At 35.7% G+C, this 18295-nt stretch carries 15 protein-coding genes; 13 read left to right on the top strand and 2 right to left on the bottom strand.

All coding sequences use genetic code 11. From position 1 onward, the window contains the following. Nucleotides 1-24: 24 nt before the first annotated feature. Nucleotides 25-960 carry a ribonuclease HIII gene (gene rnhC / locus LN051_RS07540; RefSeq protein WP_229291930.1) on the bottom strand — a complete coding sequence of 312 codons (936 nt, stop codon included), beginning with the start codon at nt 958-960 and terminating at the stop codon, nt 25-27. Nucleotides 961-1215: 255 nt separating this feature from the next. Between rnhC and zapA the strand changes: the two genes are divergently transcribed. From zapA to LN051_RS07480, 12 genes are all read left to right on the top strand, one after another. After that, nucleotides 1216-1482 (top strand): cell division protein ZapA, encoded by a 267-nt coding sequence (gene zapA, locus LN051_RS07535; protein ID WP_229291929.1) that lies wholly within the window; start codon nt 1216-1218, stop codon nt 1480-1482. Nucleotide 1483: 1 nt separating this feature from the next. Continuing rightward, nucleotides 1484-2005, top strand: a complete 522-nt coding sequence (locus LN051_RS07530) for a CvpA family protein (protein ID WP_229291928.1) — start codon at nt 1484-1486, stop codon at nt 2003-2005. 73 nt (nt 2006-2078) lie between these two features. Continuing rightward, the gene (polX, locus tag LN051_RS07525; protein ID WP_229291927.1) at nt 2079-3782 is read left to right on the top strand and encodes a DNA polymerase/3'-5' exonuclease PolX; all 1704 of its coding nucleotides are present in this window, start codon (nt 2079-2081) and stop codon (nt 3780-3782) included. Between the two features lie 197 nt (nt 3783-3979). Next, entirely contained in the window at nt 3980-6328 is a 2349-nt protein-coding gene (locus LN051_RS07520; RefSeq protein WP_229291926.1) for an endonuclease MutS2, read from the top strand. Nucleotides 6329-6403: 75 nt separating this feature from the next. Next, on the top strand, nt 6404-6718 hold the full coding sequence (gene trxA / locus LN051_RS07515) for a thioredoxin (RefSeq protein WP_229291925.1): 315 nt from the start codon (nt 6404-6406) through the stop codon (nt 6716-6718). A gap of 124 nt (nt 6719-6842) precedes the next feature. Continuing rightward, nucleotides 6843-8633 (top strand): excinuclease ABC subunit UvrC, encoded by a 1791-nt coding sequence (gene uvrC / locus LN051_RS07510; protein ID WP_229291924.1) that lies wholly within the window; start codon nt 6843-6845, stop codon nt 8631-8633. A 162-nt stretch (nt 8634-8795) separates the two neighbouring features. Then, complete coding sequence (locus tag LN051_RS07505) at nt 8796-9407, top strand: succinate dehydrogenase cytochrome b558 subunit (RefSeq protein WP_229291923.1); 612 nt, start codon at nt 8796-8798, stop codon at nt 9405-9407. Nucleotides 9408-9524: 117 nt separating this feature from the next. Then, entirely contained in the window at nt 9525-11291 is a 1767-nt protein-coding gene (sdhA, locus tag LN051_RS07500) for a succinate dehydrogenase flavoprotein subunit (protein WP_229291922.1), read from the top strand. Further along, nucleotides 11291-12136 (top strand): succinate dehydrogenase iron-sulfur subunit, encoded by an 846-nt coding sequence (gene sdhB, locus LN051_RS07495; protein ID WP_229291921.1) that lies wholly within the window; start codon nt 11291-11293, stop codon nt 12134-12136. Before sdhA ends, sdhB begins: the two co-directional genes overlap by 1 nt. Before the next feature lie 163 nt (nt 12137-12299). Next, a complete protein-coding gene (gene racE, locus LN051_RS07490; RefSeq protein WP_229291920.1) occupies nt 12300-13109 on the top strand; it encodes a glutamate racemase in 810 nt (269 codons plus the stop codon). Between the two features lie 3 nt (nt 13110-13112). Further along, a complete protein-coding gene (locus LN051_RS07485) occupies nt 13113-13694 on the top strand; it encodes an XTP/dITP diphosphatase (RefSeq protein ID WP_229291919.1) in 582 nt (193 codons plus the stop codon). Further along, nucleotides 13694-14197, top strand: coding sequence for a YfcE family phosphodiesterase (locus tag LN051_RS07480; protein ID WP_229291918.1), 504 nt, complete (start codon nt 13694-13696; stop codon nt 14195-14197). The genes LN051_RS07485 and LN051_RS07480 overlap by 1 nt, the downstream gene beginning before the upstream one ends. 59 nt (nt 14198-14256) lie before the next feature. Here LN051_RS07480 and LN051_RS07475 read toward each other — a convergent pair whose 3' ends face one another. After that, nucleotides 14257-15507, bottom strand: coding sequence for an aminoacyltransferase (locus LN051_RS07475; protein ID WP_229291917.1), 1251 nt, complete (start codon nt 15505-15507; stop codon nt 14257-14259). 473 nt (nt 15508-15980) lie between these two features. On the opposite strand from LN051_RS07475, the gene LN051_RS07465 reads away from it, so the two are divergent. After that, nucleotides 15981-17819: a fibronectin-binding protein FnbA gene (locus LN051_RS07465; RefSeq protein WP_250646358.1), complete on the top strand. Its 1839-nt coding sequence runs from the start codon at nt 15981-15983 to the stop codon at nt 17817-17819. Nucleotides 17820-18295 lie beyond the last annotated feature (476 nt).

Here is an 18295-nt window from a genome sequence, read left to right as displayed (position 1 = left end):
AAGAAGGGCAAAAACGCAACGGCATTATAAACCGTTGCGTTTTTTGTCGACCAATTGTATAGCTTTGTTTCGATTACTAAAATGTTTTTTAGAAATTTGGTCAAGTCGTTGTAATCCTTCTTTTTCAATAATACGTGCTGCTAATAAATCTACTTTACCGCTAGCTCCTTTTAAAATTGTTTGGTTCATTTTTTTGGAAAGATGATCCATATGTTTAACGAAAGCATATCTTGAAATGATACTGGCTGCTGCGATTGCAAGTGATTTAGATTCGCCTTTAGTCTCAAAATGCGTTCGAGATTCAAGAGGAATATCGCTTAACGCATAACGTTTGTATACGCCAGGTTGCGCAAATTGGTCAATAACGATAGCTTCAATCTCATTTTCATTTACTTTCTTTAATACGTTGATGATACATTCATTATGTAATACAGCTTTCATCTTAACTTGCGACCAACCTAGTGCTTGACGATCGTTGTATTTAGGGTTGTCTAATACAAGTAATGAATGGGGCAGAAAGGTCACAAGTTGTTCAGCAAGCGAGACAATTTTAGCGTCATTTAATTTTTTGGAATCATCAACACCTAATGTTTTTAGCACGTCGATATGTTCTTTGCTTACGTAACATGCACATACAGTTAAAGGACCAAAATAATCGCCGCTACCTGCTTCATCACTACCGATACAATTATGCTGATTATATTTAAAAAGTGTCTTTTCAGAAGGTTTAGTTTTAGTAGAAGCGGGTGCTTTTACGATGTCACCTAAGAGCATACTGGCAACAGCTTCTACATTTTGACCTTGAAACATGACTTTTCGAGATTTGTAAATACTTATAGTTACATTTTGATATTTAGCTTTTGCGATCATGCCGGGAGCTAAATTAGAAGTATCCACATTAATTTTTTTCATAAGGGTATCGATTTCATTTTGTGATAATTGTTTAACTAAATTTGACATAAGCGACCTCTTAATATTTATTCAATAGAGCCTAAGCAATCATATTGTTCTTATAATAATAAACGTTCTTTCTGCTCTTAATCCTATCATAGAAATCTATGATTTGGCGACTTGTTTGAGCATCAGCGTCGCTATGATGATTGAAATACTTAGCGTACGTTTAAAGTTTATAAATCGATGATACACAAACGTGGTTGTCTCGTGTATAATGAGCATTGATGAATAAATTTAAATGATAGGGCTAGGTGAGTGGACATGGGTGAGTTTAAAAATAGAATTAACGTAACAATAAATGACCAGCACTATACTATTGTTGGAGAAGACGATCCTGAGCACATTCGTTATGTAGCTGATTTAGTTGATGATAAAATAAGGGTATTAGGTCAACGTAATGCAGGATTAGATTCTGTACGTAAAGCGGTATTAACAGCGGTGAATGTGACACATGAATTGGTGTTACTCGAAGAAGAAAATGCCAAATTAAGAGAAGAAATTCAACGCTTAAAACATAGAGGAGAATAGGATGTATATCGTGATTAGCGGTACACTCCTGCTTATTTATGCCGCTATAGGTTTTTACCGAGGATTGGTTGCAAGTTTATTACATTTATTGAGTACCATTTTTGCGATTTGGACGGGCTTACAGTTTTATCAACCATTGAATCATTATATGAGATTATTTATTCCTTTTCCTAAAACGGACGCATTTGATGCGAATTATGCGATTGATTTTGCACAACCTGAAAGGCATTTTAATACAATCATCAGTTTGTTGATAATAATATTTATAGTCAAAGTAATGACCCATATGGTTTTGGATGCATTTTCCAAGTTGATTTATCGACAACGCAACGTATTTTTTCTACGCGTTTTCGGCGTAATCATAAGTTTAGTATCAGGAGTGATTGCGCTTCATTTTCTTTTGCTCTTGATGGCGTTGTACCCAGATTCGACGATACAATCATCACTTCAACATGCTCGATTGGCAAAATGGCTCATTACAGAGCTACCTCTCCTTTCACCAATAACGCTCAATTTAACTTAAACAATCTTAAGAGGCTGGAACGTAATATGTTAATGAACAATCGTTTCATCCTCTTTTTTATGAGGTGATTCATATGACAAAAAAAGATGTCGTACGCTTACTTGAAAAAATTGCTACTTATATGGAGTTAAAAGGCGAAAATGCTTTTAAAGTGTCTGCTTATCGTAAAGCGGCGCAAAGTCTCGAGGTTGATGAACGTGCGCTTGAAGAAATTGATGACGTGACAACGTTAAAAAATATCGGTAAAGGCGTTGGAGAAGTCATTGAAACATATCGTCAAACAGGAGCATCACCTACATTAGAGACGCTTCAAAAAGAAGTTCCTGAAGGATTGGTCCCTTTACTTAAAATTCAAGGTTTAGGTAGTAAAAAAATTGCTAAGTTGTATGAAACACTTAACATTACGGATAAAACATCATTACAAGCAGCTTGTGAAGCTGGCAAGGTAAGTGAATTAAAAGGATTTGCGAAAAAAACAGAACAAAATATATTAGAAGCAGTTAAAGCGATGGGGGCTAAAAAAGAAGCATACCCTATTGATACGATGCGGAGATTAAACCGTGTCATTCAAGAACACTTAACGACTATACCTGAAATTGAGCGTTTTGAAGTTGCGGGAAGTTTTAGACGTATGAAAGAAATGAGCAAAGACTTAGATTATATTATTAGTACACGTGAACCTGTGCAGGTACAACAAGCACTTCTTAAATTGCCACACAAACAAAAAGAAGTGGCAGTAGGACAAACGAAAGTTTCGTTAGAGGTTGATTATGATGATGAAACGATTGGCGTTGATTTTCGTTTAATTGAACCTGAAGCGTTTTATCATACATTACAACATTTTACGGGTTCAAAAGAACACAATATTCGTATTCGTCAATTAGCTAAAGCGCGCCAAGAAAAAGTAAGTGAATATGGTATTGAACAACCAGATGGCAAGTTATTGCAGTTTAATAGCGAAGCGGAGATATACCACCATTTTAATGTTGCGTGGATTGCGCCGAGCATGAGAGAAGATGGTTCAGAATTTGATAAAAATTTATCGGATATTATTACGCTTAAAGATATTCGTGGCGACATACACATGCATACGACAGCAAGCGATGGTGCGATGACTTTACAAGAAATGGTTGAAGCGAACATTCAAAAAGGCTATGAATTCATGTGTATTACGGATCACTCGAAAAGTTTACGTGTGGCGAACGGCTTAAGTATCGAACGACTATTAAAGCAAAATGAAGAAATTAAAGCTTTAAATAAACAATACAGCGAAATCGATATTTATTCTGGGACAGAGATGGATATTTTACCAGATGGGACTTTAGACTATGATGATGAGATTTTAGCACAATTAGACTATGTAATTGCAGCGATTCATCAAAGCTTTAATCAAAGCGAAGCAGAGATTATGAAGCGGTTAGAAACGGCGTGTCGAAACCCTTATGTGCGTCATATTGCGCACCCAACAGGTCGTATTATTGGTCGTCGTGATGGATATCAACCAAATTTAGAACGCTTAATTCAAATGTGTGAAGAAACGCATACCGTCTTGGAAATTAACGCCAATCCGAAGCGTTTAGATTTAAAAGCATCCATACTACGTGCCCATCCTAACATTAAACTTGCGATTAATACTGATGCACACCATACAAATCATCTTGAATTTATGAAGTATGGTGTTGCCACAGCACAAAAAGGCTTCGTAAAGAAATCACAAGTGATTAATGCTATGACTAGAGATGAATTTAAAACATTTATAAGTCAAAAAAAGCGTTAACATTAACTAAATAAAAGGGAGTTGAAGGGGACATTGATGAGAGAGTTTCAAGAGCTGTCATATATGATGTCCTAACCTTTAACATAGAATCCTAAATAATAAAGTGTCACTATGTAGGAATTGAACGAGCAAGTCGAGGTTACTTGCGTCTGGATATAAAATAGTATGTGGTGCTTTATAGAAATTGAGGGATGAGTATGAGACAAAAAACATTAGAAGTACTAGAATTTGATAAAGTGAAAGCGTCATTATTAAATGAAGTAATTAGTGAGTTAGGCGCTGAGAAAATAGAACAGCTTCAACCCGCAACGGAATATAATATCGTTGTCGCACAAATTGAAGAAGTGGATGAAATTTCACAAATATACAATCAACATCGTTTGCCAAGTTTAAGTGGTCTTTCAAGAATTTCGCCATCTATTCAACGTGCCAAAATTGGCGGTACTTTAAATGTGCCCGAATTAAATGCGATAAAGCAACTTATCCAAGTTCAAAATCAATTTAAAACCTTTTACAACCAATTGGTTGAAGAAGATGAAAAAGTGAATTACGTCATTTTAGATGAACAAATGAGACGATTGCCGATTTTAACGCATTTATACCAATCTATCAAAGAAAAATGTGATGCCACTGACTTGTTTGACTCAGCAAGTTATGAATTACAAGCAATTCGTAGTAAAATCTCTAAAACGAACCAACGTATTAAGGCGCAATTAGATCGCATTGTTAAGTCTACTGGTAACCAAAAAAAGCTTTCTGATGCGATTGTCACAGTAAGAAACGAACGTCACGTCATTCCGGTTAAAGCAGAATACCGTCAAGATTTTAATGGCATTATGCATGATCAGTCTGCATCTGGACAAACGCTTTATATTGAGCCTTCTGCAGTTGTTGAATTAAATAACCAAGTCAGTCGTTTAAGAAATGAAGAAAAGATTGAAGTTACGCGTATTTTAGCGCAACTTACAGAAGAAGTAGCCGCAGAAGCAGCGTCTTGTTTGATAAGTGAAGACATTATGGGACACCTTGACTTTCTTATTGCTAAAGCGCGCTATGGCGCAAAAATAAAAGCGACAAAGCCTACATTTACGGAAACAAAACAGATCTATTTACCAAAAGCATTTCATCCACTTTTAGATTTGAATACTGTCGTAGCGAATACCATTGCGTTTGATAAAGATATTCAGACAGTTATCATTACAGGTCCGAATACAGGTGGTAAAACCGTTACTTTAAAAACACTTGGTTTAATTATCGTTATGGCACAATCTGGATTATTGATTCCGACTTTAGATGGAAGTCAGTTAAGTGTTTTTGAGAATGTTTTTTGTGATATTGGAGATGACCAATCTATCGAGCAATCACTTTCAACATTTTCATCTCATATGAAAACGATTATTTCTATATTAGAAGAAGCCAATGAAAATAGCTTGATTTTATTTGATGAGCTCGGTGCAGGTACAGACCCAAGTGAAGGGGCAGCACTTGCGATGAGTATTTTAGACCATGTACATGAGCTAGGCGCACACGTGATGGCAACGACGCATTATCCCGAACTTAAAGCCTACAGTTATAATCGCCAAGGTGTAATGAATGCGAGTGTAGAGTTTGATGTTAATACGTTAAGCCCAACTTATAAATTGTTGATGGGTGTACCAGGACGCTCTAACGCTTTTGATATTTCAAAAAGGCTCGGTTTAAGCTTGAAAATCATTAACCGTGCGAAATCGATTGTAGGTCAAGACGAACAAGAGATTAATGAAATGATTGCTTCTCTTGAAACCAATACAAAACGTGTAGACGATCAACGTATTGAACTGGAGCGATTGGTGCGAGAAGCAGAAGCAATTCATCAACAACTATCTCAAAAATACGAGCAATATCAAAACTTTGAATCTCGTTTAATGGAAGAAGCAAAAGAAAAAGCGAACCAAAGAGTTAAAACTGCTACAAAAGAAGCAGACGAGATTTTAAAAGAATTACGTGACATGCGTGATTTAAAAGGTGCCGAAGTAAAAGAACACGAATTAATTAATAAAAAGAAAATGCTAGATGATCAGTATGAGGCGCAATCAATTAAACAGGATGTCAAGAAACAACGTTACGACGCGATTCAAGTTGGAGACGAAGTGAAAGTCCTTTCTTATGGTCAAAAAGGTGAAATACTAGAATTAATTGGTGATGAAGAAGCTGTTGTTCAAATGGGTATTATTAAAATGAAGTTGCCTATAAAAGACTTAGAAAAGAAAGAAAAAATGAAAGAAAAACCGTCAAAAATGGTGACACGCTCCAATCGTTCCACAGTCAAAATGGAATTAGATCTACGTGGTTACCGCTATGAAGAGGCATTACATGCGTTAGATCAATATTTAGATCAAGCTGTTTTGAGCAATTATGAAGATGTTTATATCATTCATGGAAAGGGAACAGGTGCACTTCAAAAAGGTGTGCAGCAACATTTAAAACAACACCGCAGTGTTTCAAGTTTTCGCACAGGTATGCCAAGTGAAGGGGGATTTGGTGTGACGGTTGCGACATTAAAATAATGAGCAATTGGAATGAAATCAAAAATCAAATTTGATATACTTTGACTATCAACAAAATCAAGGAGGCAAAGTCCTATGGCATTAATCGAAGTAAACGATTCAAATTTTAATGAACAAATCAATAATGGTGTTAAATTAGTAGATTTCTGGGCAACTTGGTGTGGGCCATGTAAAATGATTGCACCTGTTTTAGAAGACTTAGCAGCAGATTATGATGGAAAAGCTGACATTTTAAAATTAGATGTTGACCAAAACCAAGCTACAGCAGCAAAATACGAAGTAATGAGTATTCCAACATTAATCGTATTTAAAGATGGTGAGCCTGTAGACAAAGTCGTTGGTTTCCAACCTAAAGAAAACTTAGCACAAGTTTTAGACAAACATTTATAAATATTAAATAGAAGATGTAAAAGTCAAATTAAGACGAAATCATTTTTGAGGCTGGGAGACGAATCTGACAAAGGTTTCGACCCAGCCTTTTCATGTAGAGCAGAGATAAGGGAGGTGAGTAAGGATGGAGGATGTCAAAACGAAATTAAAACAAAAGTTAGCGGTAGTACCGACAGAACCAGGGTGTTACCTCATGAAAGATCGACAAAACCAAGTTATATATGTCGGGAAAGCGAAACGATTACGTAGCCGTTTACGTTCGTATTTTACGGGTGCGCATGACCTTAAAACGACACGGCTTATACGAGAAATTATGGATTTTGAATACATCGTCACTTCTAGTGAAATAGAATCTTTGTTATTAGAATTAAATTTAATAAAAAAGTATCAGCCGAGATATAACGTACTATTAAAAGATGATAAAAGTTATCCATTTATAAAAATTACAAAAGAACGACACCCAAAACTCATTGTGACGCGAACGGTGCGTAAAGGAAGCGGTAAATATTTTGGACCCTACCCTAACGCCTATTCCGCACATGAAACGAAAAAATTACTTGACCGTATCTATCCTTTTAGAAAATGTGATAAAATGCCTGACCGTTTATGTCTGTATTACCATATTGGCCAATGTCTAGGGCCGTGTGTATATCAAGTAAAACAATCAGAATACGACAAAATGACGAAAGAAATAAGTGATTTTTTAAATGGTGAAGATAAAACCATTTTAAAAAATCTCGAAACACGTATGCATCAAGCGAGTGAAAATCTCGAGTTTGAACAAGCTAAGGAGTATCGTGATTTAATTGAACATATTCATAATTTAACAAACAAGCAAAAAATAATGTCTGCGGATCAAACTGTGAGAGATGTATTTGGCTATCACGTTGAAAAAGGTTGGATGTGTATTCAAGTGTTTTTTGTCAGACAAGGGAATTTAATTGAACGTGAAGCAACGATGTTTCCACTTCAACAAACACCTGAAGAAGAATTTTACACATTTATCGGGCAATTTTATCAACTGAATCAGCACTTTATTCCTAAAGAAATTCATGTTCCGAAACAGTTAAATCATGAAATGATTCAATCGGTTGTAGATACAAAAGTGATCACTCCACAGCGTGGCCAAAAGAAACAATTAGTGGATTTGGCGAACAAAAATGCCAAAGTTACTTTAGAAAACAAATTCGAATTGATTGCACGGGATGAATCACGGACGGTCAAAGCGATTGAGCAATTAGGGGATGCAATGGGCATTCAAACACCGATTCGTATAGAAGCATTCGACAATTCAAATATTCAAGGTGTAGATCCTGTATCAGCGATGGTGTCATTTATTGATGGTAAGCCCGATAAAAAAGGTTATCGTAAATATAAAATTAAAACTGTGCAAGGGCCAGATGATTATAAATCGATGCAAGAAGCTGTCCGAAGACGATATATCAGAGTGTTAAACGAAGGTTTACCACTTCCAGATTTAATTATTGTTGATGGTGGTAAAGGACATATGTCCAGTGTTATCGACGTAATTAAAAATGAATTAGGACTGGATATTCCTGTTGCTGGTTTACAAAAAAACGATAAACATCAAACTTCTGAATTATTATACGGAGAAAATGCGCAAATGATTCCATTGAAGAAAAATGGACAAGCGTTTTACTTATTGCAACGTATACAAGATGAAGTGCATCGTTTTGCGATAACTTTCCATAGACAAACGAGACGAAAGACTGGTATGCAGTCCGTTTTAGATCAAGTTGAAGGAATAGGGCCAAAACGCAAGACAAAATTATTGCGTCAATTTGGTTCTATTAAGAAAATGCGAGAAGCAACGGTGGAAGATTTAAAAATGGCGGGGTTACCTCAAAAACCAGCAGAAGCACTTTATACAGTATTACAAGAAGAAAAAGCATAAAATTGGGTATGAGAATCATTCTCATACCCAATTTTGTCACATTTAGTGTTACAATGAGGGAGAGTTGATTTCTTTTTTTTAATAAGATATGCAAACGTTTTCCTCAGGGCAACATACAAAAAAGAAGTCAAAAAATTATAGTATCGCAGGGGGGACTTCCTTTTGGCACAAACGAAGAATCAATTCTACCTTAGACGATTACACTCGTTGCTTGGCGTTATTCCATTAGGTGCTTTTTTAGTTGTTCACTTAACAGTAAACCACCAAGCTACGCGAGGGGTAGAAGCATTTAACAAAGCGGCAGGATTTATGGATTCACTGCCATTTCTTTACGCTCTAGAATTTATCATGATTTATATTCCGATTTTATTTCATGCTATTTACGGCTTTTATATTGCATTTACAGCCAGTCAAAATATCGGGCATTATTCTTACACACGTAACTGGTTGTTCTTATTCCAACGTTTATCAGGAATATTAACGTTCTTATTCGTAATGATTCACATGTGGCAAACACGCATCCAAAAATTAATGGGTGAAGAAGTAAGTTATGACATGGTACATCAAATTGTAGCAAATCCAATTTGGTTAATTTTCTACATCGTATGTATCATTGCAGTTGTTTTCCACTTTGCTAATGGTTTATGGTCATTTCTTGTGACTTGGGGGATTTTACAATCACCAAAATCACAAAAGATATTCACTTGGGTATCATTAGTAATCTTTATTATTTTATCTTACATCGGTGTAAGTGCGATTGTAGCATTTGCATAAGCGTTGGCTAAAATTTGCAATTATAGAATCTATAAGACAAAAATAAAACACTTGATTGGACTGTCACAAGCGTTTTTAGTCTTAACGTTTTAATCATTTCAGGGGAGTGACAATGCTATGGCAGAGAAGAAAATTATTGTTGTCGGTGGAGGGCTTGCAGGCCTCATGTCAACAATTAAAGCAGCAGAACAAGGTGCGCACGTAGACTTGTTCTCAATCGTTCCAGTTAAACGTTCTCATTCTGTATGTGCACAGGGGGGCATTAACGGAGCAGTAAATACAAAAGGTGAAGGCGACTCGCCGTATCTACACTTCGATGATACAGTTTATGGCGGAGACTTTTTAGCGGATCAACCACCTGTTAAAGCAATGACAGAAGCGGCACCTAAAATCATCCACTTATTAGACCGTATGGGTGTAATGTTCAGCCGTACAAAAGAAGGGTTACTCGACTTCCGTCGTTTCGGAGGCACATTATTCCATAGAACTGCCTTTGCCGGAGCAACGACAGGTCAACAATTATTATATGCTTTAGATGAGCAAGTACGTAGTTTTGAAGTAGACGGCTTAGTGACTAAGTATGAAGGTTGGGAATTTTTAGGCATCGTTAAAGATGATGAAAATAAAGCAAGAGGTATCGTTGCCCAAGACATTACAACATCAGAAATCAAATCGTTTGGTTCGGATGCAGTAATTATGGCAACAGGGGGCCCAGGTATCATCTTCGGTAAAACAACAAACTCTATGATTAATACAGGGTCAGCAGCCTCTATTGCTTATCAACAAGGTGTTAAATATGCCAATGGTGAATTCATTCAAATCCATCCTACCGCTATTCCGGGCGATGACAAATTACGTCTCATGAGTGAATCTGCGCGTGGTGAAGGTGGACGTATTTGGACGTACAAAGATGGTAAGCCATGGTACTTCTTAGAAGAAAAATACCCAGATTATGGTAACTTAGTGCCACGTGATATTGCAACGCGTGAAATCTTTGATGTCTGTGTAAACCAAAAATTAGGTATTAACGGTGAAAACATGGTTTATCTTGACCTTTCACATAAAGATCCTCATGAACTTGATGTTAAACTTGGTGGAATCATTGAAATATATGAAAAATTTACAGGTGATGACCCACGTAAAGTACCAATGAAAATCTTCCCAGCTGTTCACTATTCAATGGGTGGTTTATACGTAGACTACGATCAAATGACGAATATTGAAGGATTATTTGCGGCTGGAGAATGTGATTTCTCACAACATGGTGGTAACCGTTTAGGAGCAAACTCATTATTATCTGCGATTTATGGCGGTACGGTAGCAGGTCCGAATGCTGTAAAATATGTAGAAAATGTAGAGAAATCATACGTTGATTTAGACGAAAGCATTTATCAAAAACGTATTGATGAAGAACAAGCGCGTTTCGACAAACTTCTGAATATGAAAGGGACTGAAAATGCCTACAAGTTGCATCGCGAACTTGGTGAAATTATGACAGCAAACGTAACTGTTGTGCGTCATAATGATCGTTTGCTTGAAACAGACAAGAAGATTGTTGAATTAATGAAGCGCTTTGAAAATATTGATATGGAAGATACGTCAAGTTGGAGTAACCAAGCTGTCTTCTTTACACGTCAATTGTGGAACATGCTTGTATTAGCGCGTGTGATGACAATCGGTGCATATAACCGTAATGAATCACGTGGTGCACATTACAAACCTGAATTCCCAGAGCGTAATGATGAAGAGTGGTTAAAACATACGATTGCAACGTATAATGGACCAACTGAAAAACCAACATTCACATATAAACCAGTGGATGTTAGCTTAATTGAACCTCGTAAACGTGACTATACAAGTAAGTCAAAAGGGGGTAAAAAATAATGGTAGAAACGAAAGAGCGTAGCCAAAACGAAACGCAAACATCTCAGGAAAACGTGAACCAACATCAACAAGTAGCTCGTAACAGCAATAAAACTATAAAATTAATTATTAAGCGTCAAAAAGATGCACATTCAAAACCATACGAAGAAGCATTTGAAATTCCTTATCGTGAAAACTTAAATGTTATCGCATGTTTGATGGAAATTCGTCGTAACCCAGTTAACGATAAAGGTGAAAAAACAACACCAGTAACATGGGACATGAGTTGTTTAGAAGAAGTATGTGGTGCTTGTTCAATGGTTATTAACGGTCGAGCAAGACAATCTTGTTCTGCGATTGTAGACCAGTTAGAACAACCGATTCGTTTAGAACCAATGAATACTTTCCCAGTGATTCGTGACCTTCAAGTAGACCGTTCACGTATGTTTGATAACTTGAAACGTATGAAAGCGTGGATTCCAATCGACGGCACATACGATTTAGGTCCAGGACCACGTATGCCTGAGAAGAAACGTCAAACAGCCTATGAGTTATCAAAATGTATGACATGTGGCGTATGTTTAGAAGTATGTCCTAACGTAACATCTAAAAACGACTTTGTAGGTGCGCAAGCCATTTCACAAGTACGTTTATTTAATCTACATCCTACAGGCGCGATGACAAAAGATGAAAGATTAGATGCGTTGATGGACCAAGGTGGTTTACAAGCATGTGGTAACTCTCAAAACTGTGTGCAAGCTTGTCCGAAAGGAATTCCATTAACAACATCTATTGCAGCGCTTAATAGAGAAACATCATTCCATATGTTCAAATCATTCTTTGGTTCTGATCATACTGTAGAATAGAAACTGAATATATTAGTGAAACGTTAAATGTTTCATATCGATAAATAGGGGCGGGGCATAGAAATGTTCCTGCTCCTTTTTTCATATGCTGAGTATCCAACTTATCAACCAATACAGGGTATGATAAAATGAACAACAACTATATATGAATAGGATGAAGATTATGGAGAGACCTATTGGTGTGATTGACTCGGGAGTAGGTGGTCTCACAGTTGCTAAAGAGATTATGCGACAATTGCCAAATGAAACCATTTATTATCTTGGTGATGTGAGCCGTTGTCCTTATGGTCCAAGATCTCAAGAAGAGGTGCGCCAGTTTACAATTGAAATGGCGAATTATTTAACACAATTTGATATAAAAATGCTTGTCATTGCATGTAATACAGCGACCGCCGTTGCTTTAAAGGCTTTGCAACAACAACTTAAAATTCCTGTAATAGGCGTGATTGAGCCCGGTGCACGTACAGCGATAATGACAACTGATAATCAAAGTGTTTTAGTTTTAGGGACAGAAGGTACTATAAAATCGGAAGCGTATCGTCAACATATTAAACGTATTAATCCAAATGTAGAGGTTCACGGTGTAGCGTGTCCAGGTTTTGTCCCATTAGTTGAAGAACTTAAATATAAAGATCCAACGATAACAAGTATCGTCATTCACCAGACTTTGAAAAGTTGGAGACATATTGAAGCAGATACTGTAATTTTAGGATGTACACATTATCCGTTATTATATCAACCTATTAATGATTATTTCGAGCGTACTAAAACTGTAATTTCATCAGGACTGGAGACAGCGCGTGAAGTGAGCGCTTTGCTTACTTTTAGTCAAGAACATGCGCATTATAATCCAAGTCCTAAACATCGTTTTTTTGCAAATGGTAATGTCACACATGTTGAATTTATCATTAAAGAATGGTTAAAATACAATCAAGTCGAAGTAGAACGTATTTATTTAGGACAGGAGGATTAATGTATGACAGATATCGTCATTGCATCATCGAATAAAGGGAAAATTAATGATTTTAAAGTTATCTTTTCAGATTATAATGTGATTGGTATTAATGAACTGATTGAAGATTTTGACGTAGAAGAAACAGGGACTACATTTGAAGATAATGCTCGGTTAAAATCAGAAGCTGGAGCTAAAGCATTAAATAAAACCGTTATTGCGGATGATAGCGGTTTAGAAGTAACGGCGCTAGACGGTGCACCAGGGGTATACTCAGCACGTTACGCGGGAGAAGCAAAAGATGATAACGCTAATATTGAAAAAGTATTAGCTGCTTTAGAAGACAAAACAGACCGTACAGCACAATTTGTTTGTGTCATTAGCATGACTACAGCAGAAGGACACACAGAGACATTTAAAGGTACAGTTAATGGTGAAATTACATTAGCAAAAATTGGAGAAAATGGTTTTGGATATGATCCTATTTTCTATGTACCAGATAAAAATAAAACGATGGCACAATTGACTGCGGAAGAAAAATCTGAAATTTCACATCGACGTAAAGCAATAGACCAATTACAAGTATTTATTGAAGGAGCAGAGTAATGATGAAACTTATACTCGTCAGTGACAATCATTCTGAATCAGGCGTTTTAAACGATATTTATGAAAAACATGATGATGCAGATGCCTATTTTCATTTAGGAGATTCAGAGTTTGTATATGATGATATTGAATTAAGTATGTATCGGCGCGTTAAAGGTAATATGGATTTTTACCCTGAGTTTCCAGAAAATGAAATATACGAGTTAAATGGTGTGCGCTTTTTTTATACACATGGTCACCATCTCGGTGTAAACCAAGGACGTGAAGCATTAGCGCAACATACCAAAGAACAAGGTGCAACCTTTGCGTTTTATGGGCATACACATGTCGCACGTTATGAATTGATTAACGGTGTCCATATCATTAATCCTGGTAGTATTTCCCATTCACGAAGTAATGAAGTTGAAACGTATGCTGAAATTAAGTTAGAAGAAGGGGACGGCATTTTAAATTTCCGTGACCGTAACCATGAAATTATCAATACGATTCCTTTTGAATATTAAAAAGAACGACTAAAGGGAGCTAGGACAAAATCATTTAGATTTTGTCCTAGCTCCCTCTGTTATTTAAATGAAAATTTATTTTTTAATTGATAAATTCGGTAAATCAAAGGATTTGTAACACATATAAAATCTCCGACTAACTCTTCAACGTAGCCACCAAACCCTTTTTTAAATTGTAAAACGCCATAGTCTTTTGCTTCTTTAGAAAAATTACCTGTAATACCGTAAAAATTGTATCTTTCTAAATTTTGACTTTTAGCATGTTGAATCATATGCCACTGAAGTACGTAATTGCCCATGAATTTATTAAAAATTGGATCAGAGCCACTGAATAAATAGACGAGTTCATTATTATTTTCAGCGAAGATGGCAGCAGCTAAATCAAGCGTGTCACCATATTTTACACGCAATTGTTGGGCTTCTACGATGTCTTTTTCGAGTTTATTGTAAATAATCAGTTGTTCATTTAATTTATTTTGTTTCTTTTTAGAAAGCGGCTTTGTGTGCGAAGCGGACATTCCATGGATGATTTCATTAACATCATGTGCTTTCGTTTTTAATAACGCAATATGTTTATTTAAATTAACATAGGCAAGTTTCATTGTCGAAATGGTTGGATAATTCTTCAAAAAAGACTTAAAGTAGGGCTTTGAAAATAATGAAAACCCATGCTTAATTTCAGCTTTTTGATAAAGTGCATAAAAGGTATCAATTTCGTCAATAGATAGTGTTCTAACTTCTACCCCCATATTCATTGCTTTTTTAATACTATGTGCAGTATTATAATCCATTTGTTTTAATAATGCTTGCTCATCTTTTTCGCTTAAATCGAGAATCGAGAGCCATCTAGCTTGGCTAAGTTCAGAATATCCTGTTGTATATCCTTGATGTTTAAAACCGAGTTGGTTAAGGCGATTCATCCAATTCGTATTATCATTTTGTTTTAAAATAGTGCCTTTATAGTCACGAAGCGTTCTAATGATGTAAGGGTCAGTTAAAATGAAAAGCGTACGTCTTTTCTTAAAATAATGTTTGAGTTCGTTGAAATAGTATTGAACCAAGGCTTCATTATCATAATCTAAAATAGGGCCACGATGGCTATAAACATAATTGAAATATTTTAATAGAGGTGCAGAAGTAAATAAACCTGCTGCAATAACTTGACCTTGATCATCTTTGACGCCTAATAAGTCAATACGAGCTGCATTTTTAGTTTTGGACTCATAGTGTTCTAATGATTGTGTATATTGCTTGAATTGATGTTGAATAAAGTGATGATATTCATCTGGTGTAAGCACTTCAAATTTCAAAATAGATCTCCTTTCAATGTAAATTATGGCATATAGTGTTGAATAGATTGCTTTTATTTTGCCTTGCAACTTAAATAGTATTTTTATTCTGTTTGGGCATATTGATTCAACCATATCATAAATAAGAAGTGATTGCACTAGCGATATTATGACATTTATAAGTCATTTTGGAAGAAAAATTACCAAAGTAAATATGTTTCTTCCTAAAACATATAAGTTGACTAATAATACGAAAATAAAAGCGTAAAAAATCAATGAAACGGTTTGTATGTTTCATTCGAGGCATTTTTAATAGATTGTCTTTTTATATCCAATAAATTAAAAAATAATGGGAAATATTGCACTTAATAAAGATTTAATGAATGATTAATGATGGTTAATTAAAAGTTAAGCAATATATTATAGAAAAATATAAGATTTTTGTATACATTAGAGACTGTAGATTTTAAATTACATAATTAAGGAGCTTAAAAATGTTTACAAACAAGACAGAGAAATACAGCATAAGAAAATTTACAGTTGGTACAGCTTCAATAGTGATTGGGAGTTTACTTTATGGTGCAGCGGGAGAAAATGAGGCGGAAGCAAGTGAACAAGCACCGAAAGTTGCTGCCGAACATCAATTAAAAGGGAATGTACAATTAACGCAAGCACCAAAACAAGAAGTTAAAGTAACTGCGAGCGAAATGCAAGCGCAAAGTAAAAATGAAACGCAATATCAAGCGCAACCAACAAAACTCAATGAGCCAGAGGAGAACAGCTTTAAGCCAACACCTATTGAAGCTCCTAGAGTACAAGAACCTGTAAAGTTAGCTACTAACAACAATCAAGTAGAAAAAATGGATACGCAAAAATTGCAAGCAATATCGAAAATAGATACTAAGGATATTCAAAAGCCACAAGCACTAGCGAATGTGAAATCTGCCGAAACAGAAGCACAAAAAGCGACGCAACCTATTAAAAAAGTTGAAGAACACAAGGGTACGGATGTATCGAAACAAGTTACAGTTATATATAGTAAGATTGAAGGGTTTAAAGCACATAATGTAATAAGACCACACCATGGACAAGGTGGTAGAATGAACTACGCATTGAAAATTCCAAGCAGCATAAATCCCAGAGATCAGTTTAAAATACAATTGTCTGACAACATTAATACTCATGGTGTTTCAGTCGAAAGGAAAGCGGCCTCTATAACTACATCTAGAGAAAACAATATCGGAGACGTGATCGCTACAGGTCAAGTTTCAGAAGATGGTAAGACAATCACATATACTTTCACTGATTATGTAAAAAACAAGCAAAATATAACCGCAAATTTGTCTTTAAGTTATTTTGTAAATTACGGTAAAGTACAACAGTCTGGAAATCAATTGATCACAACTACGATAGGAGATACAAAAACGAGTCGTAACATCTACGTATACTATGACAATAGTAAATATGTAGATGGACGAATTACAGAACTTAATAAAAAAGAGGGGACATTTAAACATATCGCATATGTTAATCATTTTGGATATTGGAATGGACATAACACAGTATATGTATCAGGGCATGTTACACAAGGTTCGACAACGGGACAACCTAAAATTAAAGTTTATAAATATATTGGGGAAGGCTATCCGCCAGAAAGTGTTTATTTAGAAAAAGGTAAATGGGCAGAGGTATCATTAAATTCAAGTAATATTCGTTTTAATGATTATGGTAGTTATAGCTTGAGTTTAGATGTTTCAAAAAATCAAAGATATGCGATTAAATATGTAGGAAATTATGATTCTAATGTTGAATCTCTCTTATACAAAACTTATGCTCAAAGCCAGTACAGCTATTGGTATTCAAAAGTAAATGGTGTTAAATTTTATGAAAATAACGCTAATGGAAATGGAGAGCTACGACCTATTCCTCCACAACCAGAGCCGAAGCCATTGCCAGAACCAGAGCCGAAGCCACAGCCGGAACCAGAGCCAAAGCCATTGCCAGAACCAGAGCCGAAGCCACAGCCGGAACCAGAGCCAAAGCCATTGCCAGAGCCAGAACCGAAGCCACAGCCAGAGCCAGAGCCGAAGCCATTGCCAGAACCAGAGCCGAAGCCTTACGCACCAATAACTTTGACACCAGCGGAATCAAATATGAAGCAGGCAGAAATGAAACCAGTGAAGCAAGTGACTAAAGCTAAAGTTGTAAAATCGACTTCTGAAAAAGAATTGCCTAATACAGGAGGAGAAAATAATCACACACCATGGTATGCAGGATTGTTAGTTTTAGTAGGAACGGCATTATTATTTAGAAGGAAAAATAAACATGAGTAATAACCATTGGTCATTTTGAGAATCAACTAGAATAGCGAAACTAAAAGTTTATATTAGGCACTATGTGAAGTTAATCAAATCGCAATGTGTTAAAATAAGACATTTTTGAAAAGACAAGTACTACGGTGCTTGTCTTTTTGTAATTTTCTCTTAAAAGTAAAAAATTAATAGATGGTAGTAAGGGGAGAAATGCAGCTATCAACAACTGATTTTAAGTTCGTAACATAGTAACATGGAAGATTCTTTAAATATTTTGCGGGTTTGAAAATAAAGGAAATTATACTTATGGAAAGCGTAATCCAAAAATATGGTTGGAATTATACGGAAAATAGAGGTAATTTCTTTAGTTATAGAGAACACCTTTAAAAATTATATTAGTGTCCTAGTAGGAGAGGATTGTAAGGTGTGAAATGTACTAAGATGATCCTATGCATTGTGTAGGTTAAACTATGCTAATAAAATATCCATCAAAAATA

It is taken from the genome of Staphylococcus ratti, from assembly GCF_020883535.1.
In the GTDB taxonomy this organism is placed as follows: Bacteria; Bacillota; Bacilli; order Staphylococcales; family Staphylococcaceae; genus Staphylococcus; species Staphylococcus ratti.
Note: the sequence above shows the minus strand (reverse complement) of the source record. Positions and strands in the feature narration are given on the sequence as shown.